The sequence below is a fragment of the Klebsiella sp. JN_Kp121 genome, assembly GCF_040062145.1.
GTDB classification, from domain to species: domain Bacteria; phylum Pseudomonadota; class Gammaproteobacteria; order Enterobacterales; family Enterobacteriaceae; genus Klebsiella; species Klebsiella aerogenes.
The window spans coordinates 127,119-153,271 of record NZ_JBEAHX010000011.1; the positions used below are offsets into that span (position 1 = coordinate 127,119).

26 protein-coding genes and 1 pseudogene are annotated in these 26,153 nt (G+C 55.4%); 10 read left to right on the forward strand and 17 right to left on the reverse strand.

The genetic code is table 11. From position 1 onward, the window contains the following. The first annotated feature begins 131 nt into the window (after nt 1-131). Nucleotides 132-980, forward strand: a complete 849-nt coding sequence (locus ABLU86_RS16355; protein ID WP_015370295.1) for a MurR/RpiR family transcriptional regulator — start codon at nt 132-134, stop codon at nt 978-980. Nucleotides 981-1,014: 34 nt separating this feature from the next. Here the strand turns inward: ABLU86_RS16355 and nadS are convergent, their stop codons facing one another. Next, nucleotides 1,015-1,311, reverse strand: coding sequence for a NadS family protein (gene nadS / locus ABLU86_RS16360; RefSeq protein WP_064736755.1), 297 nt, complete (start codon nt 1,309-1,311; stop codon nt 1,015-1,017). Between the two features lie 66 nt (nt 1,312-1,377). After that, nucleotides 1,378-1,685: pseudogene (locus ABLU86_RS16365) on the reverse strand (type II toxin-antitoxin system RelE/ParE family toxin). 203 nt (nt 1,686-1,888) lie between these two features. Here ABLU86_RS16365 and ABLU86_RS16370 point away from each other — a divergent pair. Then, the gene (locus tag ABLU86_RS16370; RefSeq protein WP_015370294.1) at nt 1,889-2,149 is read left to right on the forward strand and encodes a YfhL family 4Fe-4S dicluster ferredoxin; all 261 of its coding nucleotides are present in this window, start codon (nt 1,889-1,891) and stop codon (nt 2,147-2,149) included. 8 nt (nt 2,150-2,157) lie between these two features. Here the strand turns inward: ABLU86_RS16370 and acpS are convergent, their stop codons facing one another. The 11 genes from acpS to rpoE all read right to left on the reverse strand — a co-directional run bounded on the left by acpS (nt 2,158) and on the right by rpoE (nt 11,529). After that, nucleotides 2,158-2,538 (reverse strand): holo-ACP synthase, encoded by a 381-nt coding sequence (gene acpS, locus ABLU86_RS16375; RefSeq protein WP_015370293.1) that lies wholly within the window; start codon nt 2,536-2,538, stop codon nt 2,158-2,160. After that, entirely contained in the window at nt 2,538-3,269 is a 732-nt protein-coding gene (gene pdxJ / locus ABLU86_RS16380; RefSeq protein WP_042893102.1) for a pyridoxine 5'-phosphate synthase, read from the reverse strand. Before pdxJ ends, acpS begins: the two co-directional genes overlap by 1 nt. An 11-nt stretch (nt 3,270-3,280) precedes the next feature. Next, entirely contained in the window at nt 3,281-4,018 is a 738-nt protein-coding gene (gene recO / locus ABLU86_RS16385; protein WP_015370291.1) for a DNA repair protein RecO, read from the reverse strand. Between the two features lie 11 nt (nt 4,019-4,029). Next, nucleotides 4,030-4,935 (reverse strand): GTPase Era, encoded by a 906-nt coding sequence (era, locus tag ABLU86_RS16390; RefSeq protein ID WP_015370290.1) that lies wholly within the window; start codon nt 4,933-4,935, stop codon nt 4,030-4,032. After that, nucleotides 4,932-5,612: a ribonuclease III gene (rnc, locus tag ABLU86_RS16395; RefSeq protein ID WP_020078171.1), complete on the reverse strand. Its 681-nt coding sequence runs from the start codon at nt 5,610-5,612 to the stop codon at nt 4,932-4,934. Before rnc ends, era begins: the two co-directional genes overlap by 4 nt. A gap of 253 nt (nt 5,613-5,865) precedes the next feature. Continuing rightward, a complete protein-coding gene (gene lepB, locus ABLU86_RS16400; RefSeq protein WP_157195215.1) occupies nt 5,866-6,840 on the reverse strand; it encodes a signal peptidase I in 975 nt (324 codons plus the stop codon). Between the two features lie 14 nt (nt 6,841-6,854). Further along, nucleotides 6,855-8,654 carry a translation elongation factor 4 gene (gene lepA / locus ABLU86_RS16405; RefSeq protein ID WP_015370288.1) on the reverse strand — a complete coding sequence of 600 codons (1,800 nt, stop codon included), beginning with the start codon at nt 8,652-8,654 and terminating at the stop codon, nt 6,855-6,857. 184 nt (nt 8,655-8,838) lie between these two features. Beyond that, nucleotides 8,839-9,318: a SoxR-reducing system protein RseC gene (gene rseC, locus ABLU86_RS16410; protein ID WP_015370287.1), complete on the reverse strand. Its 480-nt coding sequence runs from the start codon at nt 9,316-9,318 to the stop codon at nt 8,839-8,841. After that, complete coding sequence (rseB, locus tag ABLU86_RS16415) at nt 9,315-10,271, reverse strand: sigma-E factor regulatory protein RseB (protein WP_020078169.1); 957 nt, start codon at nt 10,269-10,271, stop codon at nt 9,315-9,317. The genes rseC and rseB overlap by 4 nt, the downstream gene beginning before the upstream one ends. Then, nucleotides 10,271-10,921 carry an anti-sigma-E factor RseA gene (gene rseA / locus ABLU86_RS16420; RefSeq protein ID WP_015370285.1) on the reverse strand — a complete coding sequence of 217 codons (651 nt, stop codon included), beginning with the start codon at nt 10,919-10,921 and terminating at the stop codon, nt 10,271-10,273. Before rseA ends, rseB begins: the two co-directional genes overlap by 1 nt. Nucleotides 10,922-10,953: 32 nt before the next feature. Continuing rightward, entirely contained in the window at nt 10,954-11,529 is a 576-nt protein-coding gene (gene rpoE / locus ABLU86_RS16425; protein WP_002914074.1) for an RNA polymerase sigma factor RpoE, read from the reverse strand. A 422-nt stretch (nt 11,530-11,951) separates the two neighbouring features. Here rpoE and nadB point away from each other — a divergent pair, with 422 nt between their 5' ends. After that, nucleotides 11,952-13,571, forward strand: coding sequence for an L-aspartate oxidase (nadB, locus tag ABLU86_RS16430; RefSeq protein ID WP_015703185.1), 1,620 nt, complete (start codon nt 11,952-11,954; stop codon nt 13,569-13,571). On the opposite strand, the gene ABLU86_RS16435 is transcribed toward nadB, so the two are convergent. Further along, nucleotides 13,556-14,293: a tRNA1(Val) (adenine(37)-N6)-methyltransferase gene (locus tag ABLU86_RS16435; RefSeq protein WP_020078168.1), complete on the reverse strand. Its 738-nt coding sequence runs from the start codon at nt 14,291-14,293 to the stop codon at nt 13,556-13,558. The two genes, nadB and ABLU86_RS16435, sit on opposite strands and share 16 nt — an antisense overlap. 130 nt (nt 14,294-14,423) lie before the next feature. On the opposite strand from ABLU86_RS16435, the gene srmB reads away from it, so the two are divergent. After that, the gene (srmB, locus tag ABLU86_RS16440) at nt 14,424-15,755 is read left to right on the forward strand and encodes an ATP-dependent RNA helicase SrmB (protein ID WP_045362168.1); all 1,332 of its coding nucleotides are present in this window, start codon (nt 14,424-14,426) and stop codon (nt 15,753-15,755) included. A 44-nt stretch (nt 15,756-15,799) separates the two neighbouring features. On the opposite strand, the gene grcA is transcribed toward srmB, so the two are convergent. Next, nucleotides 15,800-16,183: an autonomous glycyl radical cofactor GrcA gene (gene grcA / locus ABLU86_RS16445; protein WP_002914084.1), complete on the reverse strand. Its 384-nt coding sequence runs from the start codon at nt 16,181-16,183 to the stop codon at nt 15,800-15,802. 312 nt (nt 16,184-16,495) lie between these two features. Here grcA and ung point away from each other — a divergent pair, with 312 nt between their 5' ends. Continuing rightward, nucleotides 16,496-17,185 carry a uracil-DNA glycosylase gene (gene ung / locus ABLU86_RS16450; protein ID WP_020078167.1) on the forward strand — a complete coding sequence of 230 codons (690 nt, stop codon included), beginning with the start codon at nt 16,496-16,498 and terminating at the stop codon, nt 17,183-17,185. 55 nt (nt 17,186-17,240) lie between these two features. On the opposite strand, the gene ABLU86_RS16455 is transcribed toward ung, so the two are convergent. After that, nucleotides 17,241-18,311, reverse strand: a complete 1,071-nt coding sequence (locus tag ABLU86_RS16455) for a tRNA/rRNA methyltransferase (protein WP_015703188.1) — start codon at nt 18,309-18,311, stop codon at nt 17,241-17,243. 204 nt (nt 18,312-18,515) lie between these two features. Here ABLU86_RS16455 and trxC point away from each other — a divergent pair, with 204 nt between their 5' ends. From trxC to ABLU86_RS16480, 5 genes are all read left to right on the forward strand, one after another. Continuing rightward, nucleotides 18,516-18,941 carry a thioredoxin TrxC gene (gene trxC / locus ABLU86_RS16460; RefSeq protein ID WP_015370277.1) on the forward strand — a complete coding sequence of 142 codons (426 nt, stop codon included), beginning with the start codon at nt 18,516-18,518 and terminating at the stop codon, nt 18,939-18,941. Between the two features lie 69 nt (nt 18,942-19,010). Beyond that, the gene (tapT, locus tag ABLU86_RS16465; RefSeq protein ID WP_015703189.1) at nt 19,011-19,709 is read left to right on the forward strand and encodes a tRNA-uridine aminocarboxypropyltransferase; all 699 of its coding nucleotides are present in this window, start codon (nt 19,011-19,013) and stop codon (nt 19,707-19,709) included. Between the two features lie 35 nt (nt 19,710-19,744). Beyond that, a complete protein-coding gene (pat, locus tag ABLU86_RS16470) occupies nt 19,745-22,420 on the forward strand; it encodes a protein lysine acetyltransferase (protein ID WP_032723176.1) in 2,676 nt (891 codons plus the stop codon). Nucleotides 22,421-22,516: 96 nt separating this feature from the next. Further along, the gene (pssA, locus tag ABLU86_RS16475) at nt 22,517-23,872 is read left to right on the forward strand and encodes a CDP-diacylglycerol--serine O-phosphatidyltransferase (RefSeq protein ID WP_015370274.1); all 1,356 of its coding nucleotides are present in this window, start codon (nt 22,517-22,519) and stop codon (nt 23,870-23,872) included. Between the two features lie 42 nt (nt 23,873-23,914). After that, nucleotides 23,915-24,238 carry a YfiM family lipoprotein gene (locus ABLU86_RS16480; RefSeq protein WP_015370273.1) on the forward strand — a complete coding sequence of 108 codons (324 nt, stop codon included), beginning with the start codon at nt 23,915-23,917 and terminating at the stop codon, nt 24,236-24,238. Nucleotides 24,239-24,240: 2 nt separating this feature from the next. Here ABLU86_RS16480 and ABLU86_RS16485 read toward each other — a convergent pair whose 3' ends face one another. After that, the gene (locus tag ABLU86_RS16485) at nt 24,241-25,539 is read right to left on the reverse strand and encodes an MFS transporter (RefSeq protein WP_015370272.1); all 1,299 of its coding nucleotides are present in this window, start codon (nt 25,537-25,539) and stop codon (nt 24,241-24,243) included. Between the last annotated feature and the right edge of the window lie 614 nt (nt 25,540-26,153).

The window sequence follows — 26,153 nt, forward strand, 5'->3', positions numbered from 1 at the left end:
ACGGTTGAGGTAAGATTCAGAATCTGACCCATTCGCATAATTCTTCACAGCAGAATTTTTAATTCGTACTATTCCACTTATAATCGAATACAAAATTCTTTCAGCCGCTAACGCCCTCCTTCGGAGAAGCCATGAACTGTTTAATCCGCATCCGCCAACGTTACCCGTCGCTGGCGGCGAGCGACAAAAAACTTGCCGACTTTATTCTGGCTCAGCCGGACCAAACCCGCCATCTCAGCTCGCAGCAGCTGGCGGGCGAAGCGGGCGTCAGCCAGTCCAGCGTGGTGAAGTTCGCGCAAAAAATGGGGTTCAAAGGCTTTCCGGCATTAAAACTGGCGCTGAGCGAAGCGCTGGCCAGCAGTCCGGACCCGCACTCTGTACCGGTACATAACCAAATTCGCGGCGACGATCCGCTGCGTCTGGTGGGTGAAAAGCTGATCAAAGATAACATCGCGGCGATGCACGCCTCGCTGGACGTCAACAGCGAAGAGAAACTTCTGGAAGCAGTGGCCCTGCTGCGCGATGCTCGCCGGGTGATCATTACCGGCATCGGCGCCTCCGGGCTGGTGGCGCGCAATTTTAGCTGGAAGTTAATGAAAATTGGCATCAACGCCGTCGCCGAGCAGGATATGCATGCGCTGCTGGCAACGGTGCAGGCGATGTCGGCGGACGATCTGCTGTTGGCTATCTCCTATTCCGGAGAACGCCGCGAGATCAATATGGCGGCTGCTGAAGCGCTCCGCGTCGGCAGCAAGATCCTCGCGATCACCGGTTTCACTCCCAACGCGTTGCAGCAGCAGGCTTCACAGTGTCTTTACACCATTGCTGAAGAGCAGGCGACGCGCAGCGCAGCCATCTCCTCCACCAGCGCGCAAATGATGCTCACCGATCTCCTCTTTATGGCGCTGGTGCAGCAAGATCTTGAACACGCGCCGGAACGCATACGCCATAGCGAAGCGCTGGTGAAAAAGCTGGTCTGAGTAGAAAATGGGCATCAGGCAATGCCCATAAACATCAAATTTTTTTTAGCTGATTGATAATAAAAGGATTTATCTGTAATAAAAGCAGCAATTTTCGCGGCGCCCCGGTTGGCTGACGCCGTTTAGTTTCCCAGCTTTTAACTAAGTCATAGCTAACGCCTACGGCGAGAGCAAAATCCTGCTGTTTTAAGCCAGTCGCTTCGCGAATCGCTTTCACATCAATCGGGCTAAAAGTGTGAACATGCTGTGGCTCAGGGGTTTGCTCACCTTTTTCAATTCTCACCATTTCTTCTGCACTGGCCAGCAGATCGGCAAATAATTCGTCTTTCATCTGTACCTCATCGCCCTCGTGGACACCACTGACACCGTGGTCCCGTGGAGTGATAGAAACTCAGCGTTATTCCAGCATATCGGATAACTGTTTCAGCATCTTCTTTTGTTCTTCCGTTAAATCATCCAGCTCATTTTTGGGATAAACCAATGCCAGATAAATCCGCCCTTTACGCGTCACATTGTAATAAATAATTCTCACCCCGCTACGCTTGCCCATCCCCGGTCGGCTCCAGCGAATTTTTCGAAATCCCCCTGTCCCTGCGATGGTATCGCCAGCCTCAGGATCTTCAATCAACATCTCCTGAAAAAAGCGAAACTCGTCATCCGGTAGAAGCGCCTGACGCCACCCTGCAGCTCAATAAAAGTGTACATACCGCATCCTGCGTACCATGATTATAAAATCATCATAAGTGTACGGGGGTACAACAAGCAAGCTAATAAATGTACCAGGTACACATTCAGGCTCACGGGATTATAAATAAACACGCTAGCGAAGCGCTGGTGAAAAAGCTGGTCTGAGTAGAAAATGGGCGTATAATGCCCGCCCTGTTTGTGTTGTTTCTGAGATTTTCCTGATGGCGCTGTTAATCACCAAAAAATGCATCAATTGCGATATGTGCGAACCGGAGTGCCCAAATGAGGCTATTTCGATGGGCGAGAGCATTTATGAGATTAACAGCGACCGCTGCACCGAGTGCGTGGGCCACTACGACACGCCAACCTGCCAGAAAGTGTGTCCGATCCCGAATACTATTCTCAAAGATCCGGCGCACGTCGAGAATGAAGAACAGTTGTGGGATAAATTCGTGCTCATGCACCACGCGGATAAGCTTTAACCGCGGGTTTAGCTTTCGACGATCACCGTGGCGCAGGCGTAGTGGCGTTCATCGGCGAGAGTGACGTGAATAGCGCTTACCCCCATCCGTTCGGCTAAAAGCTTTGCTTCGCCCCATAACCGCAGTTTCGGCTTGCCCAATTCATCGTTGTAAACTTCGAACTGGTTAAACGCCAGGCCGTTGCGAATACCGGTTCCGAGCGCTTTCGCCGCCGCTTCTTTGACCGCAAAGCGTTTTGCCAGAAAACGCACCGGCTGCTGGTGCTGCTCCCAAATACTCCATTCGTGATCGCTCAGCACCCGGCGCGCCAGGCGATCGCCGCTACGGGCGATCACCGCTTCGATGCGGGCGATTTCGACGATGTCGGTACCCAGCCCGAGAATCGCCATTAGCCGCGCGCTTCCAGCATCAGGCGTTTCATTTCCGCGACAGCCTCTTTCAGGCCGCTCATCACTGCGCGACCAATAATGGCATGGCCGATATTCAGTTCGTGCATTTCCGGTAAGGCGGCAATGGCTTTCACGTTGTGATAGGTCAGACCGTGACCGGCGTTCACCTTCAGGCCAAGGCTGGCGGCATAGGTCGCCGCTTTGGCGATACGCTCAAGCTCTTTAGCCTGTTCGGCATCGGTTTTGGCATCGGCATAGCAGCCGGTATGGATTTCAATATACGGCGCGCCCACGTCGGCAGCCGCTTTGATCTGCTCATCATCTGCGTCAATAAACAGGGAGACCAGAATACCGGCATCCGCCAGGCGCTGACAGGCATCGCGCATCTTATCGCGCTGCCCGGCCACGTCCAGCCCACCCTCGGTGGTCACTTCCTGACGCTTCTCCGGCACCAGGCAGCAAAAGTGCGGTTTAGTTTCGCAGGCGATCGCCAGCATCTCTTCAGTAACCGCCATTTCAAGATTCATTCGGGTGTGCAGAGTCTGGCGCAGGATGCGCACGTCACGATCGGTGATATGGCGGCGGTCTTCGCGCAGGTGCACGGTGATACCATCGGCGCCGGCCTGTTCAGCAATAAAAGCCGCCTGCACCGGATCCGGATAAGCGGTACCGCGCGCGTTACGCAATGTCGCAATGTGGTCAATATTGACCCCTAACAGTAATTCAGCCATGACAATCCTCGTTAATCATTATTCGTATTATCGGCTCGCGCCTTTCGCGCGGGCATAAACTGGCGAAACAATTCCCGGCTCTTGAGCGGTTTCCCTCCAAGATACGGCTTCAGGGCGATGCGGGTAAAGCGCTTCGCGGCGCGCAGCGTATCTACATCCGGAAACTCGCGGCTAGCCAACGCTTTCAAATGGTGCCCGGTAAACGTGCTGTTATCAATCACCAGGCTGGCGATAAAGCCTTTTTCTTCGCGATAGCGGTAGGTCATGGTGTCATCCACCGGGTCGCCGCTGCCGGCGCAGTGAAGGAAATCAACGCCATAGCCCAGGTGCCCGAGTAGCGCCAGCTCAAAGCGCCGCAGCGCGGGCTCCGGCGAACCGCTGGCCCCGGCAAGCGCCTGGATGCAATGCAGGTAGTCGAAAAAAAGTTCAGAGAAGCGCGTTTCGTGCTCGAGCACGCGGGAGATGAGTTCGTTAACGTAAAGACCGCTGTAGAGCGTGATACCGCTGAGCGGCAGCGCCAGCGAGACGGCTTCCGCGCTGCGAAGCGTTTTGACTTCGCCGCGGCCGCCGAAGCGAACCAGTAAGGGGGTAAAGGGCTGTAAGGCGCCCTTGAGATTAGAGCGTTTGGAGCGTGCGCCTTTGGCAACCAGGCGCACGCGACCGGACTCTTCCGTGAAGACGTCCAGCATCAGACTGGTTTCGCTCCACGGTCGGCTATGCAGGACAAAGGCGCGCTGCCATCCATCCACGTTGCGTTAACTCAGAGGTCGTCAACGTAACCGAGACTGCGCAGCGCGCGCTCGTCATCGGCCCAGCCGGATTTCACTTTGACCCACAGTTCGAGGTGCACCGGCGCTTCAAACATCTCTTGCATGTCTTTGCGCGCTTCGATGCCGATGGTTTTGATTTTGGCGCCTTTGTTGCCAATTACCATCTTCTTCTGCCCTTCACGCTCGACGAGGATCAGGCCGTTGATGTCGTAACCGCCGCGTTCGTTACTCACGAAACGTTCAATTTCGACGGTCACGGAGTACGGCAGTTCAGCACCCAGGAAACGCATCAGCTTTTCGCGGATGATCTCGGAGGCCATAAAGCGCTGGGAACGGTCGGTAATATAATCTTCCGGGAAGTGATGAATCGCTTCCGGCAGATGTTTACGTACGATTGACGCGATAGTATCAACGTTGGTGCCGGTTTCCGCAGAGATCGGCACAATGTCGAGGAAGTTCATCTGGCTGGCAAGGAACTGCAGGTGCGGCAGCAGATCCGCTTTCTCCTGCACGTTATCAACTTTGTTGACGGCCAGAATCACCGGCGCGCGTGCATCACGCAGCTTGTTTAGCACCATCTCGTCATCTTGCGTCCAGCGAGTGCCTTCAACAACAAAGATAACCAGTTCCACATCGCCAATCGAGCTGCTGGCCGCTTTGTTCATTAAGCGGTTAATCGCGCGCTTCTCTTCCATATGCAGGCCCGGGGTATCAACATAAATCGCCTGATACGGCCCTTCGGTATGGATACCGACGATGCGGTGACGGGTAGTCTGCGCTTTACGGGAAGTGATCGAGATCTTCTGCCCAAGCAGCTTGTTCAACAGCGTGGATTTGCCAACGTTTGGACGACCAACGATGGCGACAAATCCGCAATAACTTTTTTCTTCGCTCATTCCAGCTCCAGTTTTTTCAGCGCCTGTTCGGCGGCAGCCTGCTCCGCCTTGCGACGGCTGGAACCTGTGCCAACCACCGGTTCACTCAGGCCACTGACCTGGCAGTGGATAGTAAATTCCTGATCGTGCGCTTCGCCGCGTACCTGGACGACCAGGTAAGACGGCAGCGGCAGATGACGACCCTGCAGATACTCCTGCAGACGCGTCTTCGGATCCTTTTGCTTATCGCCCGGGCTGATTTCGTCCAGACGAGTCTGGTACCAGGAGAGGATTAAGCGTTCAACATTCTGAATATCGCTGTCGAGGAAAACCCCGCCGATTAAGGCTTCTACGGTATCAGCCAGAATCGATTCGCGACGAAAACCGCCGCTCTTCAGCTCGCCAGGCCCAAGGCGCAGGCACTCGCCCAGTTCAAATTCGCGGGCGATTTCCGCCAGCGTATTGCCTCGCACCAGCGTCGCGCGCATACGGCTCATATCCCCTTCGTCTACCCGAGGGAAACGATGATAGAGCGCATTGGCGATCACAAAACTTAAAATAGAGTCGCCTAAAAACTCGAGACGCTCGTTGTGTTTGCTGCTGGCACTGCGGTGAGTTAATGCCTGTTGCAACAGCTCCTGATGAACAAAAGTGTAGCCCAGCTTTCGTTGAAGCCGATTAATTACGATGGGGTTCATGCGTTACCAATAAATGAATGCGTCAAAGATGCAGCACACGAAACCGACCTGAGCATACATACCCTTGATATATAAGGGTAGAAACTAACCAACGCGGTTTCGTGTGCAGTGTCACTCTTTCGAGAGACAACCAAAAACTTCGGGGGGATATTCTATACGCAACGACAAGGGATGTCGTTAGTTTGGATGGATTTAAATACTAAATAATTCACGCTGCCGTTATTGCGCTGGCAGCGTGAATTAAGACGGGGAATTAGTGGATGCCGCCAATGCGCGATAAACGTACGCCGGTTGGCCACTCGCCTTCCTGTTTTTCGAAGCTCATCCAGATGGCGGTGGCTTTACCCACCAGGTTCGCTTCCGGCACGAAGCCCCAGTAACGGCTGTCGGCGCTATTGTCGCGGTTGTCGCCCATCATGAAGTATTCACCCGGCGGAACGACCCACGTTGCCAGCGGCTGGCCGGACTGACGATAGTACATCCCCACCTGATCCTGAGCGATGGGTACCGTCAGAATACGGTGGGTCACTTCACCCAGCGTCTCTTTACGCTCGGTCAGACGAATACCATCGGCTTTGGTTTCGCCTTTCGGCAGTTGCCAGAAACCGCTGGTGGCTTCGCCGCCGTTGCGGCGGGAGAAGGTCTGAACGAAATCGCTTGGTTCGACGTTGGAGTAGGTGATCGGCAAGGCACTACCGCATGCCTGACCCGACGCGCAGCCAGGCTCAATCGTCACCTGTTTAGCCACCGGATCGTAAGTGACTTTATCGCCCGGTAAACCGACCGCGCGTTTGATGTAGTCCAGACGCTGATCTTCCGGATATTTAAACACCACGATATCGCCACGTTTCGGATGACCGGTTTCGATCAGCGTTTTCTGGTAGATCGGATCTTTAATGCCGTAGGCGAATTTCTCCACCAGGATAAAATCGCCAATCAGCAGAGTCGGCATCATCGAACCTGACGGGATCTGGAAAGGTTCATAGATAAACGAACGCACAACCAGCACAATCGCCAGTACCGGGAAGACCGAGGCGCCGGTTTCCAGCCAGCCCGGTTTCGGGCCGACTTTCTTCAGCGTCTTCTTGTCCAGTTGCTCGCCGGTCGCTGCCTGAGCAGCGGCCTGACGTTCACGACGTTTTGGTGCGAATATGAACTTATCCAGACACCACAACAGCCCTGTCACAAGGGTCGCAATGACCAGAATCAGGGCAAACATGTTCGCCATGCCAACTCCTTAGATTATTTGCCGTCTTTACCAACGTGCAGAATGGCGAGGAACGCTTCCTGCGGCAGTTCAACGTTACCGACCTGTTTCATACGCTTTTTACCTTCTTTCTGCTTCTGCAGCAGCTTTTTCTTACGGCTGACGTCGCCGCCGTAGCATTTCGCCAGGACGTTTTTACGCAGCTGTTTCACGGTAGAGCGCGCGATAATGTGGTTACCAATAGCCGCCTGAATCGCGATATCGAACTGCTGACGCGGGATCAGATCTTTCATCTTCTCGACCAGCTCGCGGCCACGATACGGCGCGTTGTCGTTGTGCGTGATGAGCGCCAGCGCATCGACGCGCTCGCCGTTGATCAGCACGTCAACGCGCACCATGTTAGAGGCCTGGAAACGCTTGAAGTTATAATCCAGCGACGCATAGCCGCGGGAGGTGGACTTCAGACGGTCGAAGAAGTCGAGGACCACTTCCGCCATCGGGATTTCATAGGTCAGCGCAACCTGTTTGCCATGGTAAACCATGTTGGTTTGCACACCGCGTTTCTCGATACACAAGGTGATCACGTTGCCGAGGAACTCCTGCGGCAGCAGCATGTGACATTCGGCGATCGGCTCACGCAGTTCCTGAATATTATTCAGCGGCGGCAGCTTCGACGGACTATCGACGTAGATAACCTCTTTAGAGGTGGTTTCTACTTCATAGACTACCGTCGGCGCGGTGGTAATCAGGTCAAGATCGTATTCACGCTCCAGACGCTCCTGAATGATTTCCATGTGCAGCAGGCCGAGGAATCCGCAGCGGAAGCCGAAGCCCAGCGCCGTAGAACTTTCCGGCTCATAGAACAAGGATGCATCGTTCAGACTCAGTTTACCCAGCGCATCGCGGAAGTTCTCATAGTCATCAGAGCTCACCGGGAACAGACCGGCGTAGACCTGCGGCTTCACTTTTTTGAAGCCCGGCAGCGCCTTATCCGCTGGATTACGCGCCGCGGTCAGGGTATCGCCCACCGGCGCGCCGAGGATGTCTTTAATAGCGCAAACCAGCCAACCCACCTCGCCGCATTTCAGTTCGGTACGGTCAACCTGTTTCGGGGTGAAGATGCCCAGACGGTCGGCGTTATAGACCTGACCGGTGCTCATCACCTTAATTTTGTCGCCTTTGCGCATGGTGCCGTTTTTAATACGCACCAGCGACACGACGCCTAAATAGTTATCGAACCAGGAGTCGATAATCAGCGCCTGCAGCGGCGCGTCCGGATCGCCTTCCGGCGGCGGAATATCCCGAACCAGACGTTCCAGCACATCCGGCACGCCGACACCGGTTTTCGCCGAGCAGCGAACCGCGTCGTGAGCGTCGATACCAACGATATCTTCAATCTCGTCCGCTACGCGCTCAGGGTCGGCCGCAGGCAGGTCGATCTTGTTAAGAACCGGGACGACTTCGAGGTCCATTTCCATCGCGGTATAGCAGTTCGCCAGGGTCTGGGCTTCTACACCCTGCCCGGCGTCAACCACCAGCAGCGCGCCTTCGCACGCCGCCAGGGAGCGCGATACTTCATAGGAGAAGTCAACGTGGCCCGGGGTGTCGATAAAGTTGAGCTGATAAGTTTCACCATCGCTGGCTTTATAGTCCAGGGTGACGCTCTGCGCCTTGATGGTAATGCCGCGCTCACGTTCAAGGTCCATGGAGTCCAGAACCTGGGCCGCCATTTCGCGATCAGAAAGGCCACCGCAAATCTGGATGATACGGTCAGACAGCGTCGACTTACCGTGGTCGATGTGAGCGATGATCGAAAAGTTACGTATATTCTTCATATTTAGAGTTAATTATGCCTTACGAGTCTCATGAGGCCGCTGTTCTGTGCCTGACGTTTTTTAATCCGAAAACGCCGCATTCTACACTACATCCGCGAAACCAGGAAATGCTGTTAGATCCAGCATAACGGCAGAATTGTGGCGTTGTATCAGGAAGCGTAAATAAAGATGAGGGACAGTGAAATCACTGCCCCATTCCAGAGGAAGGCGTATCGACGCGCAGCAGATCCGGCGGTAAACCAACGCTTAAAATCACCGGCTGCCACGACTGGCGAGCAGCCAGCTTCGGCGACAGCCCACGCGCCACCAGGAACCCGCCGACGCCGCCCAACAGCGCGCCGCACAACGAAGCGATATCGCTGGCAAACAACACCTGAAAAATAGATGCCATCACAAACAGCCCAAACAGCGGCGCCATGTAGACCAACAGCGCCGAACCCAGCAGGCTGCTTTCAGCAATGCCCAGCTCCACTTTTTGCCCGGCCGTCAGCGGCTGCTCACAGGGGACGCTAATGGTATGGCTGGTTTGCGGCCCCAGTTTATTGAGCACCCGGCTACCGCAGCCGGCGCGCGAGGCGCAGCTGCTGCAAGAGGCTTTAACATCGCAGTGAACCTGCGCCACGCCGTTGTGCCAGGAGACAACAGTCGCCCACTCTTTGATCATTGCGCGGCCCTGAACTTAATACTGTCGGAGATACGTTTTGCCGTCTGCGGCGGTAATTCGCCCACCACTGAGATTTCGGCGTTATCGCGCACCGAGGTACTGACGGTACGGCGGCCGGTGCGCAGCAGCTGATCGCTACTGTTTACCGTCGCGCGGTTAACGTTGACGGAGAAGCTGAACAGACCATCGGAATAGAGACGCGACTCGACAGGGCCATCGAAGGTCGGTAAACGACGCTGACTGCTGGAAACTTCCGTCACGCCCTGCGGCAGCCAGGTCGGCGCCCAGTTAAAGTTGGCTTTATTGCCGCTTTCCGGGACCGACAGCTGCGGCGGCAGGCTGGCTTTCGACAGCGCTTCCATACTCGAGCTTACGTTATCACCGATATTGAATGAGACCACCCGGAACTGCTCCAGGGTTTCGCCGTCGCGGTCGAGCAGGTCGACGCGCAGCGGCAGCTTGGTCTCGGCATCCAGCCACGCAATGTAGCTGTAGCGCGTACCGTCGCGGGCTACTACGCGCACCACATCGCACAGGCGATCGGCGATACGCGTACGGCCAACGGAGATGAAATCATAATACGAGGCCAGCTTTTTGAAATCGGTATACACCAGAGACGGCAAGGAATCGACGATATAGTCGCCATTCAGAGTGAAGGGATCGAGACCGGGTTCAAAATAGCTGATTTCAGTACCGCGCAGCACCACTTCCCGACGCGGACCGTCGAGCTGCAGCAACTGAGCAAGGGGCTGGTTGTTCAACCGCACGTGACGATAGCGCAGCGACTCAACGCCCTGTTTGTTGATACTGACAAAAGACAGCTCGTAATTGAGGGACTGGCTAGCCAGGTTCATCTGCTGCAACAACGCCCCGGACGATGTATCAGCCGAGGCGTTGGTGGAGAAGAACAGGCTGCCCGCCATGAGCGACATGGCACACCAAAGTTGCTTCATTACTGCGATTGCGTTCCTAAAGTTTGATAACCTGGCACCTGAACAGCGGCTTGCTGAGTCTGGGCCTGGCCAAACTGAAGCTGCTCAGCGTGCAGGCGACGCTGCAATTCATAGTCCTGCAGCATAGCATTAATACGACGACGTTGCTCCTGAACCTGCGCCTGCTGACCGCTGCCGGCGGAGGCATCAGCCGGAACGCCCAGGCTAACCGGGCTGGCTTTGCCCATCATCGGCATAGTGTTGAAGACTGGCGCTTCCGGCTGCTGGGAGGCATCGGAGTGTCCGTTATACTGCTGGACGCCGACGATCACAGCCAGAGAAACGCACGCTGCCACACCCATTTGGGTAAGCGAGCTGGCCCACGGGCGTACTTTCTGCCAGAAAGGCATTTGACGCCACTGGTGTGGAGCAGGTTGAGACTCAGGAATAAGCGGCGCAACCTGACGAGCAGGTTCGTTCTCGATGGCGGCCATCACGCGAGCTGAGATATCGAATTGGAGCATCTCGGCGGTATCGCCTCGCAGCGTGTCGCGGATGAGATGGTAGCTCTCCCAGGTTTTTTGCATTTCAGAAGAACGACTCAGCTCATTGAGCAGCTCGTTATCCAGCGTTTCACCATCCATTAAGGCCGAAAGTTTTTCTTTCTGCATGCCTGATACCCTTTTCCAGTATTCCGCTATCGTCAACGCCTGATTAGCGGTTGAACTTTATTATCAATAGCTTCACGTGCCCGGAAGATACGCGAACGTACCGTGCCAACCGGACAATCCATGATGGCGGCTATTTCTTCATAGCTCAGGCCATCCAGCTCCCGCAACGTAATTGCCATGCGTAAATCTTCGGGAAGCGATTCAATGGTACGAAAAACTATTTGTCTCAGCTCTTCTGACAACATTAAGTTCTCAGGGTTCGAAATTTCTTTCAATGCCCCGCCGCTTTCAAAGTTTTCCGCCTCGTTGGCGTCAACATCGCTTGATGGCGGACGGCGTCCCTGAGCAACCAGATAATTCTTTGCCGTGTTTACGGCGATACGATACAACCAGGTATAAAAAGCGCTATCCCCCCGGAAAGAATCCAGCGCACGCCACGCCTTCACGAACGACTCCTGAACAACGTCAGCAATATCGCCCGGCGGTACATAGCGGGAGACCAGGCTTGCAACCTTGTGCTGATAGCGCACTACCAGTAGGTTAAAGGCTTTCTGATCTCCTTTCTGGACCCGTTCAACGAGGACCTGATCCGTTAACTGCTCGCTCATCCGAGGTAATGTCTCCCCAAACCCAATTCCCATGCGTATTCAGAACACCACCCAAGCACTGCAATATGAGCAAGCAGACGTTTGGAGTGTCTGAACACAATAAAGTTCCGTTACGCTTTTGATTTTTGTCTGACAACGGTGGACTGATTGTTATCTTTCATTATAAGTCCCGTTGTTCAACGCCAGGTAAGCTAATGAAGAAAAAGCGCAAGGCCCGCCTGAAGGGTAACGTAACCCAACTTATTTTTCACTATAAAATCTGAAGGTAACGGCCTGCTTCGCAAATATTTTCTTTCGTTTACATATTTGCTTTTCTGCCACCCTTGTTTAGCCCGCACAACTATTCACGAAAATAATTGTACGATTTAGCCCCACCAGGTGCTATGGTGACGCCATTGTGTTTAGTAAATTAAACAGAAGCTATGAAGACGACTCCTGACTTTTCCTGTGATGTGTTGATTATCGGCAGCGGCGCTGCCGGATTGTCTCTGGCGCTGCGCCTGGCGGAACGCCACTCGGTTACCGTCCTGAGCAAAGGGCCGGTTAGCGAAGGCTCGACTTTCTACGCCCAGGGTGGAATTGCCGCCGTTTTCGATGAAACCGACAGCATCGAATCCCACGTCGAAGATACGCTCATCGCCGGAGCCGGACTTTGTGACCGTCATGCCGTCTCCTTTGTCGCCAGCAACGCCAAACCCTGCGTGCAGTGGCTTATCGATCAGGGGGTACTGTTTGATACCCAGGTGCAGGCCAACGGTGAAGAGAGCTATCACCTGACCCGCGAAGGCGGCCATAGTCATCGGCGGATCCTGCATGCCGCCGATGCCACCGGCAAAGAGGTTGAGACGACGCTGGTTGGCAAAGCGCTGGCGCATCCGAATATCACCATTCTGGAACGTAGCAACGCGGTTGACCTGATTATCTCCGATAAGATTGGCCTGCCGGGTACCCGGCGGGTAGTCGGCGCGTGGATCTGGAACCGTAATAAGGAAAAGGTAGAAACCTGCAGCGCAAGAGCCGTGGTGCTGGCGACCGGCGGCGCCGCGAAAGTCTACCAATATACAACGAACCCTGATGTCTCCTCCGGCGACGGCATCGCCATGGCCTGGCGCGCGGGATGCCGTGTGGCCAATCTCGAATTTAACCAGTTCCACCCTACCGCGCTGTTTCATCCACAGGCGAGAAACTTCCTCTTAACGGAAGCCCTGCGCGGCGAAGGCGCGCTGTTGAAACGGCCTGACGGTAGCCGCTTTATGCCGGACTTCGACGAACGCGGCGAACTGGCCCCGCGCGATATCGTCGCCCGCGCCATCGACCATGAGATGAAGCGCCTCGGCGTCGACTGCATGTATCTGGATATTAGCCATAAGCCCGAAGCGTTTATTCGCCAGCATTTTCCGATGATTTATGAAAAGCTACTCGGCCTTGGTATTGATTTGACCAAAGAGCCGGTGCCTATCGTACCCGCCGCCCACTACACCTGCGGCGGCGTGATGGTGGATGATAACGGACGTACCGACGTCGACGGTCTGTACGCCATCGGCGAGGTAAGCTACACCGGGCTGCACGGTGCCAACCGCATGGCCTCGAACTCATTGTTGGAGTGTCTGGTGTACGGCTGGTCGGCAGCCGAGGACATAGCGAAACGCCTGCCGCTGGCGCAAGCGGCGGAACAGCTGCCGCCATGGGATGAAAGTCAGGTTGAGATCCCGGATGAACTGGTGGTGATTCAACATAACTGGCACGAACTGCGCCTGCTAATGTGGGACTATGTCGGAATTGTGCGTACCACCCGCCGGCTGGAACGAGCGCTGCGGCGCATTACTATGCTGCAGCAGGAGCTGGATGAGTATTACGCGCGTTTTCGCGTCTCCAATAACTTACTGGAGCTGCGCAATCTGGTGCAGGTGGCCGAGCTTATCGTGCGTTGCGCCATGCAGCGTAAGGAGAGCCGCGGCCTGCACTATACGCTCGACTACCCGGACACGCTGGAAAACAGCGGCCCGTCGGTGCTCTCGCCGCTTGCTCACATAAAGAGATAGAAGTCGCGGGTCAGTGCGGTAAAGCCTTCAGAGTACTGCTGCTCTGGCCCACGAACCACCAGCCGATCGCTGAAACACTCGCCGGCGCTGGGAGAGAATGCCAGCAGGGCCCGATGCGGCGGGCGCATTTCTGTTTCCGCCACGTCGGTGCGTAAGCGCAAATGCCACCCCATCGCTTTCGCCCGTTCGACAAACGCATTACCAATATCCACCGGCAGCACCACGCAGAAAAAGCCCTCCTCGGTAATCAGATCCGCGGCGCAGGTGAGCAGCGTCGTATGATCGAGCGAGGTGGTATAACGCGCTTGTTCGCGCTGCGACGTCGCACAAGGTACGCCTTCGGCAAAAAACGGCGGATTGCTGACGATGAGCTCATAGCGCCGCGGCGGCTGCGGCTGCCACTGCTGAATCGGCGCCTGGTATACGGCGATGCGTCCAGGCCAGTTGCTGGCCGCCACGTTATCCCGCGCCTGCGTCGCGGCCTCTTCATCCAACTCCACCGCATCCAGTTGGACCGAATTCGCGGTACGCTGGGCTAACATTAATGCCAACAAACCGCTACCGGTTCCGATATCCAGCACGTGCTTCACCTGAGCAATTGGCGCCCAGGCGCCCAGCAGAATACCGTCGGTACCGACTTTCATTGCGCAGCGATCGTGGGCGACAAAAAATTGTTTAAAGGTAAAACCATTGCGCGGCAGCGCAAACTTCGACTGAGACATCCTCAAAACCTTGCTGACGAAAACTCCTGTGCTTAAGGCTATGCACAATACCGGAGAACAGATAGCCTTACAAACAGATGAACATTACGTCAGTAACGTCTATAATCGGCGGCCCACTCAGAGGTAGAACATGACTGTAACGACTTTTTCCGAACTTGAACTCGACGAAAACCTGCTGGAAGCGCTCCAGGATAAAGGTTTCACACGCCCGACAGCCATTCAGGCCGCCGCTATTCCGCCTGCGCTTGATGGCCGTGATATTCTCGGTTCTGCGCCGACAGGCACCGGTAAAACTGCGGCATATTTGCTGCCAGCGTTGCAGCATCTGCTTGATTTTCCGCGCAAGAAATCGGGGCCGCCGCGGATCCTTATCCTGACGCCGACCCGCGAGCTGGCGATGCAGGTTGCCGATCACGCCCGCGAACTGGCGAAGCATACCCATCTGGATATTGCCACCATTACCGGCGGCGTTGCGTACATGAACCACGCGGAAGTGTTCAGCGAAAACCAGGATATCGTGGTCGCCACCACCGGTCGCCTGCTGCAGTATATTAAAGAAGAGAACTTCGACTGCCGCGCGGTAGAAACGCTGATCCTTGATGAAGCGGACCGCATGCTGGACATGGGCTTTGCCCAGGATATCGAAACCATCGCCGGTGAAACCCGCTGGCGCAAGCAGACCATGCTGTTTTCCGCCACGCTGGAAGGCGATGCGATTAAAGACTTTGCCGAACGCCTGCTGGAAGAGCCGGTTGAAGTTTCTGCAAATCCGTCGACCCGCGAACGTAAAAAAATTCACCAGTGGTACTATCGCGCCGATGATATCGATCATAAAACCGCGCTGCTGGTTAATCTGCTGAAACAACCGGAAGCAACCCGCTCTATCGTCTTCGTGCGTAAACGCGAGCGCGTTCACGAACTGGCCGCTAAGCTGCACGAAGCAGGCATCACCACCTGCTGGCTGGAAGGCGAAATGGTGCAGATCAAACGTAACGAAGCGATTAAACGCCTGACCGATGGTCGCGTGAACGTGCTGATTGCCACCGACGTCGCCGCGCGCGGTATTGATATTCCGGATGTCAGCCACGTGTTTAACTTCGATATGCCGCGCACAGCCGATATCTATCTGCACCGTATTGGCCGTACCGGCCGTGCAGGTAAGAAAGGCACCGCTATTTCGCTGGTTGAAGCGCACGATCACCTGCTGCTGGGTAAAATCGGCCGCTACGTTGAAGAACCGCTGAAAGCTCGCGTGATTGATGAATTGCGCCCGAAAACCCGCGCGCCGAGCGAGAAGTTAACCGGTAAACCATCGAAGAAAGTGCTGGCGAAACGCGCCGAGAAAAAAGAGAAAGAAAAAGAGAAGCCGCGGGTGAAGAAACGCCACCGCGATACCAAAAACATCGGTAAGCGCCGTAAGCCAAGCTCTGCCGCGACGCCGTCAACGTCCAACGAAGAGTAAAAAAACGCCGGGATATCCCGGCGTTTTCACATCTGGCTTCAGCCTTACAGGCTTTCGGTAAAGGTACGAGCGATAACGTCGCGCTGCTGTTCCGGAGTCAGAGAGTTAAAACGTACCGCGTAGCCGGAAACACGAATGGTCAGCTGCGGGTATTTTTCCGGGTGCTCAACGGCATCCAGCAGAGTTTCGCGACGCAGCACGTTCACGTTCAGGTGCTGACCGCCTTCCACGCGGACTTCCGGTTTCACGTCTACCGGGATTTCACGGTATTCGATTTCACCCAGTTTGCTCACCGCAACTACGTCATCTTCCGCAAAACCACCTTTGGCACACAGGCAGCGCGCTTCGCCTTTTTCGCTATCCAGCAGCCAGAAAGAGTTCAGCAGGTCGTCGTTTGCCGCTTTAGTAATTTGGATACCAGTAATCATTTGATGCCTCCCAGGCAGTGTTTATTCGATTTTGGCCTCTTTGCGGCCAATTGGTAAAACCATTGTTGTATGAGTGTATATATATCAGCCACACACCCGGCATTCATTGACTTAAATCAACAAAAACCACTCACTCAAAGTGGGTATATGAGGATAGTATTGTTTTACATCAAGTTACGCCAGTAGGTGCCATAAAAAAATTTGTAAATTTTCAATTTTTTTTATGCGCAACCAGTCAGGAATGACGTCGCGATTTTGTTATGCAGAAAGAAGCAGTTAAGCTATGGGCATGACCCTTTGCAGGAGAGCGAGATGACCACCCCATTAACCTGGCACGACGTGCTGGCGGAAGAGAAGCAGCAGCCCTATTTTCTCAATACCCTCAAGACCGTCGCCGAAGAGCGCCAGTCCGGCATGACTATCTATCCGCCGCAGAAAGATGTCTTTAACGCCTTTCGCTATACCGAACTGGGCGAGGTCAAAGTGGTCATCTTAGGTCAGGATCCCTATCACGGCCCGGGACAGGCGCACGGTCTGGCCTTTTCTGTTTTACCGGGAGTGCAGATACCGCCGTCGCTGCTGAACATGTATAAAGAGCTGGAAGGCACCATCCCCGGCTTTCAGCGCCCGGCGCATGGTTATCTGGAAAGCTGGGCGCGCCAGGGCGTGCTCCTGCTTAATACCGTGTTAACGGTGCGCGCCGGTCAGGCGCATTCACACGCCAGTCTCGGCTGGGAAACCTTTACCGATAAAGTGATAGCGCTGATTAACCAGCATTGTGAAGGAGTGGTATTTCTGCTGTGGGGGGCGCACGCGCAGAAAAAAGGCGCCATTATCGATCGCCAGCGCCATTGCGTCCTGAAAGCGCCGCACCCGTCGCCGCTGTCGGCGCACCGCGGTTTCTTCGGCTGCAACCACTTTGTGCAAACCAACCAGTGGCTGGCCGAACGCGGCGAGGCGCCCATTGACTGGATGCCGGTGCTGCCCGCTGAAAGCGAGTGAGCGACGGCAATAAAAAAGCCAGCATCAGCTGGCTTTTTGCATTCAGAGACCGTTATCAGGCCTTATTCTGACGCCACCATTCCGCCAGCAGCACGCCGGTCGCCACGGAGACGTTAAGGCTTTCGACGTTGCCGGTGCCATCGATGGCGACGTTGAGGTCAGAGCTGGAGATGGCCGCATCGGACAGACCGTCGCGCTCCTGGCCTAATACCAGCACCATTTTCTTCGGCAGCTCGGCCTTAAACAGCGGCGTACCGTTATGGCTGGAGGTCGAAACGATGGCGTAGCCAGCCTGACGGAACTGCGTCAGGGTATCGATAAAGCTGTCGCCGGTGATCGGCTCAACATGTTCCGCGCCGCCTTCTGCAGTACGGATCGCCGCGCCAGACTCCAGCACGCCGGCATCCTGTACTACCACGCCTTTCACGCCAAAGTGCGCGCAGCTACGCATAATCGCGCCGAGATTGTGCGGGTTGCCAACATCTTCCAGCGCCAGTACGCAATCTTCGGCTTCTGCTTTCGCCACCCACTGGGCCACGGAAGTACCATGACGTTTTTTGATCAGGAAGCAGACGCCGCCGTGGTGTTCGGTACCAGACGCCTTCGCCAGTTCGGCTTCGTCCACTACGTGGTAGGCCTTACGGTTGGCCGCCATCCAGCGCAGCGCCTCTTTAAAGCGCGGAGTGACGCTCTGGATAAACCAGGCGCGTACGATGGCTTCCGGACGGCTCTGGAACAGCGCCTGACAGGCGTTCTCGCCGTAGACGCGGGTCTCTTCCGCGCGCTGACGGCGCAGCACTTCCGGATCGATAAAGCTCTTACCGCTGATACCGCCGTGATCTTCTTTTACCGGCGTCTCATCGCCCGGAGCACGGGAAACGGTGCGCCACGGGGACGCATCATCGCGATTAAAATCATTACGCTTGCGATCGTCGCGTTTGCGATCGTCGCCGCGGCTGTTACGTTCATCGCGCGCAGGGCGGCTGCGGCCGTCAACACGTGACTTTCCTGGACGCCCTCCCCCTTTCCCGGTACGCGGGTTATGGGTACGTTTGTCAGAATCATCATCACTGCGGACATACATCACTTTGACCTTGCCGCTTTTATTTTTCAGTTCGTCGCTCATCTATTTTCTCCACCTGCGCTGCGCGAAGCGCGAAGATTACCCGATGTATCTTCACTTAGCCATTATTTCATTTAAAAGCCTTGGTCTATTGTAACCATCGAACAAAAGACATTGTCCTTTATTCGCGCCTCATCGATAATATGTAACATTACAGAAACAAATCGGCCACGTGCCGCGCTGCAACCCCATAACCAGAGGTTAGTTATGAATACCGTTTGTGCCAGTTGTCAGGCTCTTAACCGCATCCCCGAAGACCGTAGCGCCGATGGCGCCAAGTGCGGACGCTGCGGCCACGATCTCTTTGACGGCGATGTCATCAACGCGACCGGGGCAACGCTGGATAAACTATTAAAGGACGATCTGCCAGTCGTTATTGATTTCTGGGCCCCGTGGTGCGGCCCATGCCGTAGCTTTGCGCCGATCTTTGAAGATGTGGCTGAAGAGCGCAGCGGCGAAATGCGTTTTGTGAAAGTGAACACTGAAGCCGAACGCGAACTGAGCGCTCGCTTCCGCATCCGTAGCATTCCAACCATTATGATGTTTAAAAATGGTGAAATGGTCGACATGCTGAATGGCGCCGTCCCCAAAGCGCCGTTCGATAGCTGGCTGAACGAAGCCAACCAGCAGTAACCCCACCGGGGCACCGCTTGTGCCCCGTTTTCTCCTCTGCGACAATAGCGTTTTTCATTAGCGACTCCCATGATTGATAACGCTGTCCTTCGGCTACGCGCCGAACGCCTCGCGCGCGCAACCCGGCCTTTTCTTGCTCGCGGCAACCGCATCCGCCGCTGCCAGCGCTGCCTGCTCCCCCTAAAACAGTGTCTGTGCGCAACGCTGGCGCCGGCGCAGGCCGACAGCCGCTTTTGCCTGGTAATGTTCGACACCGAGCCGATGAAGCCCAGCAATACCGGGCGCCTTATCGCCGATATTCTGCCCAACACCGAAGCGTTTCAGTGGTCGCGTACCGAGCCGCCGCAGGCGCTGCTCGATCTGGTCGCCAACCCCGATTATCAGCCCATGGTCGTCTTTCCGGCCTCTTATGCCGGAGCGGAACGCCAGGTACTGAGCGCCCCGCCGGAGGGTAAGCCGCCGCTGTTTATTATGCTCGACGGCACCTGGACGGAAGCGCGGAAAATGTTTCGCAAAAGCCCGTATCTCGATGCGCTGCCGGTAATCTCTGTCGACCTGTCGCGCATCTCCGCCTATCACCTGCGCGAAGCCCATGCCGACGGTCAGTACTGTACGGCGGAAGTCGCCATCGCCCTGCTGGACTTAGCCGGCGACGCGCAGGCGGCGGCCGCGCTTGGCGATCACTTTAGCCTGTTCAGAAGCCGCTATCTGGCGGGAAAAACGCAGCATAAGGGCAGTATCACAGCACAACAGGCTGAAAGCGTTTAAAATCATTCGGTCACAGGGGATCAAAGGAGACCGGAATGAGCCAACGAGGCCTGGAAGCACTGCTGCGGCCAAAATCGATCGCCGTCATTGGCGCATCGATGAAACCGCAGCGCGCTGGCTATTTAATGATGCGCAATTTGTTGGCCGGCGGTTTTAATGGCCCGGTCCTGCCGGTGACGCCCGCCTGGAAAGCGGTGCTTGGCGTACTGGCGTGGCCGACTATCGACAGCCTGCCGTTTACCCCGGATCTAGCGGTGCTCTGTACTAATGCCCGTCGCAATCTCGAGTTGCTCGAGGCCTTAGGGCGGAAAGGGTGTAAAACCTGCATTATCCTCTCTTCACAGCCAGACCAGTACCCGGCGCTGCTCGAGTGCGCCGCCCGTTATCAAATGCGTCTGCTCGGTCCCAACAGCCTGGGGCTGCTGGCGCCGTGGCAGGGCCTGAACGCCAGCTTTTCGCCGGTCCCTATCCAGCGCGGCAAGCTGGCGTTTATCTCGCAATCCGCCGCCGTCTCTAACACCATTCTGGACTGGGCGCAGCAGCGTGAAATGGGCTTCTCGTACTTTATTGCGCTTGGCGATAGTCTTGATATCGACGTCGACGACCTGCTCGATTTTCTCGCCCGCGATAGCAAGACCAGCGCTATTTTGCTCTATCTGGAGCATCTCAGCGATGCCCGGCGTTTTGTCTCCGCTGCCCGTAGCGCATCGCGTAATAAACCCATTCTGGTCATCAAAAGCGGCCGCAGCCCGGCGGCGCAGAAATTACTGCATGTCAACTCAGGGATGGATCCCGCCTGGGATGCCGCTATTCAGCGGGCGGGGCTGCTGCGCGTGCAGGACACCCACGAGCTCTTTTCCGCCGTTGAAACCCTGAGCCATATGCGCCCTTTGCGCGGCGAAAAGCTGATGATTATCAGTAATGGCGCCGCGCCGGCGGCGCTGGCGTTGGACGAACTGTGGCTGCGTAACGGCAAACTCGCCAATCTCAGTGAAGCCACCTACGACCAGCTCAGGCAGGCGTTACCGACGGGCGTCGAGGTTGCTAATCCTCTGGATCTGCGCGATGACGCCAGCAGCGAGCACTATCTCAAGGCGCTGAATGTGTTGCTGGACAGCCAGGATTATGATGCGCTGCTGGTGATCCACTCCCCCAGCGCCGCGGCGCCGGGCACCGAAAGCGCGCTGGCGTTGATTGATGCCCTTAAGCGTCATCCACGCGGGAAATACGTCACGGTGCTGACGAACTGGTGCGGGGAGTACTCTTCCCAGGAGGCGCGACGGTTGTTTAGCGAGGCCGGTATCCCAACCTATCGCACACCGGAAGGCACTATTACCGCCTTTATGCATATGGTCGAGTACCGGCGCAACCAGAAACAGCTACGGGAAACGCCGGTATTGTCCGATACCTTGACCGCCAATACCGCAGAGGCCCACACGCTGTTGCAGCGCGCGCTGAGCGAAGGCGCGACCTCGCTGGACACCCATGAGGTCAGCCCGCTGCTGCGCGCCTACGGCATCCATACTCTTCCCACCTGGATTGCCGCCGACAGCGCCGAAGCGGTACATATCGCCGAGCAGATTGGCTACCCGGTGGCGTTGAAGCTACGTTCGCCGGATATTCCGCATAAATCGGAAGTTCAGGGCGTCATGCTCTATTTACGTACCCCAGCTGAAGTCCAGCAGGCGGCGGACGCGATTATCGACCGGGTAAAAATGGCCTGGCCGCAGGCGCGCATTCATGGCCTGTTGGTACAGAGTATGGCCAACCGCGCCGGGGCGCAGGAGCTCCGGGTCGTCGTCGAGCATGACCCGCTTTTCGGCCCGCTGATTATGCTTGGCGAGGGCGGCGTCGAATGGCGTGCGGAAAATCAGGCCGCGGTCGCCCTGCCGCCGCTGAATATGAACCTGGCGCGTTATCTGGTGATCCAGGCCATCAAGAGTAAAAAGATCCGCGGACGCAGCGCGCTACGCCCGCTGGATATTCCCGGCCTCAGCCAACTGCTGGTGCAGGTCTCTAACCTGATTGTCGATTGCCCCGAGATCCAGCGGCTGGATATTCACCCCTTGCTTGCTTCCGGCAACGAGTTTACCGCCCTCGACGTTACTCTCAGCCTGGCGCCATTTAGCGGCGACAGCGAAAGCCGACTGGCGGTCAGACCCTATCCGCAGCAACTTGAGGAATGGGTGGCAATGAAAAACGGCGAGCGCTGCCTGTTCCGGCCGATCCTGCCTGAGGATGAACCACTATTATTGGCCTTTATTGAGCGGGTCACCAAAGAAGATCTCTATTACCGCTACTTCAGCGAGATCAACGAATTCACCCATGACGACTTAGCCAATATGACGCAGATCGACTACGATCGTGAAATGGCCTTTGTTGCGGTTCGCGCCACGGAGCAAGGAAGCGAGATCCTCGGCGTGACCAGAGCAATTTCCGATCCTGATAATATTGATGCCGAGTTTGCCGTGCTGGTGCGTTCTGACCTGAAAGGTTTAGGCCTTGGTCGACAGCTTCTTGAAAAACTGATCGCCTATACGCAGAGCCATGGATTACAGCGCTTAAATGGCATCACCATGCCAAATAACCGCGGCATGATAGGCCTTGCCAGAAAGCTTGGTTTTGCAGTGGATATCCAATTAGAAGACGGAATAGTGAGCCTGTCTCTTGCGCTGAATACGTTACATTCGGTGACAAGCGACAGCAATTAATGACCACATTCGCGGGTAGTAATGGTATTATTGCCCGCTTACGTCATCTGCATGGTACAGAAGACCCTTCAATAAACAGAGAAGAAACGCACTGTGATGTTGTCAAAATTTAAGCGTAATAAACATCAACAACACCTTGCCCAACTCCCTAAGCTCTCTCAGTCAGTTGATGATATCGAGTTCTTTTACGCGCCGGCTGATTTCCGCCAGGCGCTACTGGCAAAGATAGCCCACGCCACCCAGCGTATTTGCATTATTGCGCTCTATCTTGAGCAAGATGATGGCGGAAAAGGAATACTGCAAGCCCTGTATGACGCTAAACGCCAGCGTCCAGAACTGGATGTGCGCGTGCTGGTTGACTGGCATCGCGCCCAGCGTGGCCGTATCGGCGCGGCAGCCTCCAATACCAATGCCGATTGGTACTGTCGCATGGCCCAGGAAAACCCAGGGATTGATATCCCGGTGTATGGCGTCCCGGTCAATACCCGGGAAGCGCTCGGCGTGCTTCATTTTAAAGGCTTCATCATCGATGACAGCGTTATTTATAGCGGCGCCAGCCTGAACGATGTGTACCTGCATCAGCATGATAAATATCGCTACGATCGCTATCAGTGCATCCGCAACGGCAAGATGGCCGACGTGATGTTCGACTGGGTCGAGCAGAATCTGGTACAGGGTCGCGGCGTGAATCGACTCGATCGCCCGGATCGACCAAAAAGCCCGGAAATCAAAAATGATATTCGCCAGTATCGCCAGGATCTGCGCGAAAGCGGCTATCACTTCACCGGCAATGCCGATGAAGATCAACTGTCAGTCACGCCGCTGGTTGGGCTCGGTAAATCGAGCCTGCTCAACAAGACTATCTTCCACCTGATGCCGTGTGCGGAACATAAGCTGACCATCTGCACCCCGTATTTCAACCTGCCCGCCGTACTGGTCAGAAATATTATTTCTCTGCTACGCAGCGGAAAAAAAGTGGAAATCATCGTCGGCGACAAGACCGCGAACGACTTCTATATCCCGGAAGATCAGCCGTTTAAAATCATCGGCGCTTTACCTTATTTGTACGAAATTAACCTGCGTCGCTTCCTGAGCCGTCTGCAGTATTATGTGAATACCGATCAGCTCATCGTACGTTTATGGAAAGATGACGATAATAGCTACCACCTGAAAGGCATGTGGGTTGATAACGAATGGATGCTGCTGACTGGCAACAACCTCAATCCGCGCGCCTGGCGGCTGGATTTAGAAAATGCCGTACTGATCCACGATCCTAAGCATCAACTGCGCGAAATGCGGGAAAAGGAGCTTCAGCTCATCCGTACACATACGACGGTAGTGAAGCACTATCGCGATCTACAAAGCATCGCCGACTATCCGGTGAAGGTGAAAAAGCTCATCCGCCGTCTGCGGCGCATCCGCATCGACCGCCTCATCAGCCGCATTCTCTAAGATCAACGCCCCGTAATCCGGGGCTTTTTTTCAGGAAGAATTATGCGCTACTTCATCATTATTGCCCCTTTACTACTCAGCGGCTGCAGCCATATGGCCAATGATGCCTGGAGCGGTCAGGACAAGGCCCAACACTTTCTCGCGTCGGCAATGCTCTCCGCCGCCGGCAATGAATATGCGCAGCATCAGGGATACAGCCGCGATCGCAGCGCCGCCATCGGTCTGATGTTTTCCGTTAGTCTGGGGGCATCAAAAGAGTTATGGGACAGCCGCCCGGCAGGGAGCGGCTGGAGCTGGAAGGATTTCGCCTGGGATGTCGCCGGCGCCACCACCGGCTATACGGTGTGGCAACTGGCGCATCAATAAGGTTACAAACGCAACCCCTTCCCTTTACCATGCAGCATCAGGGAGACCAGGAAGGCAATCGCCGCCATTACCGTCACGTACCAGTAGAAGGCATTCTCCATTCCTATAGATTTAAGCGACAGCGCGACGTATTCAGCCGAACCGCCGAACAGCGCGTTTGCTACCGCATAGGACAGGCCCACGCCCAGCGCGCGAACCTGTGCCGGAAACATTTCCGCCTTCAGGATCCCGCTGATGGAGGTGTAGAAGCTGACGATCAGCAACGCGCAAATCACCAGCGCAAATGCGGCATACGGCGAACTAACATTCTGCAGCGCACTCAAGATTGGCACGGTAAACAGCGTCGCCAGCACGCCGAAGCACAGCATTGAAGTACGGCGCCCCACCTTATCCGAGAAGGCGCCAAACAGCGGTTGTACCAGCATATACACGAAAAGCGCCGCCGTCATAATCATGCTGGCAGTGCTGGCCGTCATGCCGGCGGTATTCACCAGATATTTTTGCATATACGTGGTGAAGGTGTAAAAAGTCAGCGAACCGGCGGCAGTAAAGCCCAGTACCATGACAAAAGCCCGGCGATTACGCCACAAACCTTTAAAGGAACCGGCCTCTTTCAGCGCACGGGTTTCCTGCTTCGAGGTTTCATCCAACTGACGACGCAGCCACAGCGCGACGATGGCCAGTACTGCGCCCAGCGCAAAAGGAATACGCCATCCCCAGGCATGCAAATCTTCATCACTGAGGATTTGCTGTAGTGCGACAACGACCAGTACCGCCAGCAGTTGACCGCCAATTAACGTAACGTACTGGAAGGAGGCGTAGAATCCTTTCTTTCCTTCTACTGCGACTTCACTCATGTAGGTCGCGCTGGTGCCATATTCCCCGCCAACGGACAGGCCCTGGAACAGACGTGCCAGCAACAGCAGCGCCGGCGCCCAGGTACCGATAGTGGCGTATCCCGGTAGACAAGCAATCACCAGCGAGCCGAAGCACATCATGCATACCGAAATAAGCATTGAGGCTTTACGTCCGCGCCGGTCAGCAATACGGCCAAATAGCCAGCCGCCGATGGGGCGCATCAGGAAGCCAGCAGCAAAAACTCCGGCCGTTTGTAACAATTGAGTGGTGGTATTTCCTGAAGGGAAGAAGATGTGCGCAAAATAGAGTGAGCAAAATGAGTAGACATAAAAATCAAACCATTCCACCAGGTTCCCTGAAGATGCCCCCACAATTGCCCATACACGGCGCCGGGTATCGCCCTGCTCCAGGGAACCCTGCTCGTTAATGCTACTTTCTGTCATTATAATTTTGCTCCAGCAAAGACCGTAATCTGTCTCATCGGGCGTGACACGTCACTCAGACAAATTAATTAGTGAACTAAATGTTATATAATTGTTATTTATTTATATGTGATTGTATTCACATTTTTTTTCGTAACACCGGTTTTCGCGATTAACGTCAGCACATGAGCAGTGAAAAAGTGAATTATGGCGAAGTGGTTACAACGACGGGGTTTTATATGGCTTTGAATGAAGGTGATGAGGTGGTGTAGCGAGATTTTCCCGCAGGCGGTGCAACCCCGGGAAGGAGCGGTAGCCCCGGTAAGCGCAGCGCCACCGGGGAAGATGGCGGCGCGTCTGGCCGCAAAACACAAAAACAAAAGGCCCAGTCTTTCGACTGAGCCTTTCGTTTTATTTGATGCCTGGCAATGATGGCGGGCGTCCTGCCCGCCACCCTCCGGGCCGTTGCTGCGCAACGTTCAAATCCGCTCCCGGCGGATTTGTCCTACTCCGGAGAGCGCTCACCGACAAACAACAGATAAAACAAAAGGCCCAGTCTTCCGACTGAGCCTTTCGTTTTATTTGATGCCTGGCAGTTCCCTACTCTCACATGGGGAGACCCCACACTACCATCG

Bases quoted from the DNA above. Each gene is read 5' to 3' on its own strand.
- srmB (WP_045362168.1), top strand. From the start codon at position 14,424: ATGACTGTAACGACTTTTTCCGAACTTGAACTCGACGAAAACCTGCTG.
- ABLU86_RS16355 (WP_015370295.1), top strand. From the start codon at position 132: ATGAACTGTTTAATCCGCATCCGCCAACGTTACCCGTCGCTGGCGGCG.
- ABLU86_RS16485 (WP_015370272.1), bottom strand. From the start codon at position 25,539: ATGACAGAAAGTAGCATTAACGAGCAGGGTTCCCTGGAGCAGGGCGAT.
- pdxJ (WP_042893102.1), bottom strand. From the start codon at position 3,269: ATGGCTGAATTACTGTTAGGGGTCAATATTGACCACATTGCGACATTG.
- pat (WP_032723176.1), top strand. From the start codon at position 19,745: ATGAGCCAACGAGGCCTGGAAGCACTGCTGCGGCCAAAATCGATCGCC.
- ABLU86_RS16370 (WP_015370294.1), top strand. From the start codon at position 1,889: ATGGCGCTGTTAATCACCAAAAAATGCATCAATTGCGATATGTGCGAA.
- ABLU86_RS16480 (WP_015370273.1), top strand. From the start codon at position 23,915: ATGCGCTACTTCATCATTATTGCCCCTTTACTACTCAGCGGCTGCAGC.
- nadB (WP_015703185.1), top strand. From the start codon at position 11,952: ATGAAGACGACTCCTGACTTTTCCTGTGATGTGTTGATTATCGGCAGC.
- rnc (WP_020078171.1), bottom strand. From the start codon at position 5,612: ATGAACCCCATCGTAATTAATCGGCTTCAACGAAAGCTGGGCTACACT.
- grcA (WP_002914084.1), bottom strand. From the start codon at position 16,183: ATGATTACTGGTATCCAAATTACTAAAGCGGCAAACGACGACCTGCTG.
- trxC (WP_015370277.1), top strand. From the start codon at position 18,516: ATGAATACCGTTTGTGCCAGTTGTCAGGCTCTTAACCGCATCCCCGAA.
- acpS (WP_015370293.1), bottom strand. From the start codon at position 2,538: ATGGCGATTCTCGGGCTGGGTACCGACATCGTCGAAATCGCCCGCATC.
- lepA (WP_015370288.1), bottom strand. From the start codon at position 8,654: ATGAAGAATATACGTAACTTTTCGATCATCGCTCACATCGACCACGGT.
- pssA (WP_015370274.1), top strand. From the start codon at position 22,517: ATGTTGTCAAAATTTAAGCGTAATAAACATCAACAACACCTTGCCCAA.
- ABLU86_RS16455 (WP_015703188.1), bottom strand. From the start codon at position 18,311: ATGAGCGACGAACTGAAAAATAAAAGCGGCAAGGTCAAAGTGATGTAT.
- ABLU86_RS16435 (WP_020078168.1), bottom strand. From the start codon at position 14,293: ATGTCTCAGTCGAAGTTTGCGCTGCCGCGCAATGGTTTTACCTTTAAA.
- lepB (WP_157195215.1), bottom strand. From the start codon at position 6,840: ATGGCGAACATGTTTGCCCTGATTCTGGTCATTGCGACCCTTGTGACA.
- era (WP_015370290.1), bottom strand. From the start codon at position 4,935: ATGAGCGAAGAAAAAAGTTATTGCGGATTTGTCGCCATCGTTGGTCGT.
- tapT (WP_015703189.1), top strand. From the start codon at position 19,011: ATGATTGATAACGCTGTCCTTCGGCTACGCGCCGAACGCCTCGCGCGC.
- rseC (WP_015370287.1), bottom strand. From the start codon at position 9,318: ATGATCAAAGAGTGGGCGACTGTTGTCTCCTGGCACAACGGCGTGGCG.
- nadS (WP_064736755.1), bottom strand. From the start codon at position 1,311: ATGAAAGACGAATTATTTGCCGATCTGCTGGCCAGTGCAGAAGAAATG.
- rseA (WP_015370285.1), bottom strand. From the start codon at position 10,921: ATGCAGAAAGAAAAACTTTCGGCCTTAATGGATGGTGAAACGCTGGAT.
- rseB (WP_020078169.1), bottom strand. From the start codon at position 10,271: ATGAAGCAACTTTGGTGTGCCATGTCGCTCATGGCGGGCAGCCTGTTC.
- ung (WP_020078167.1), top strand. From the start codon at position 16,496: ATGACCACCCCATTAACCTGGCACGACGTGCTGGCGGAAGAGAAGCAG.
- rpoE (WP_002914074.1), bottom strand. From the start codon at position 11,529: ATGAGCGAGCAGTTAACGGATCAGGTCCTCGTTGAACGGGTCCAGAAA.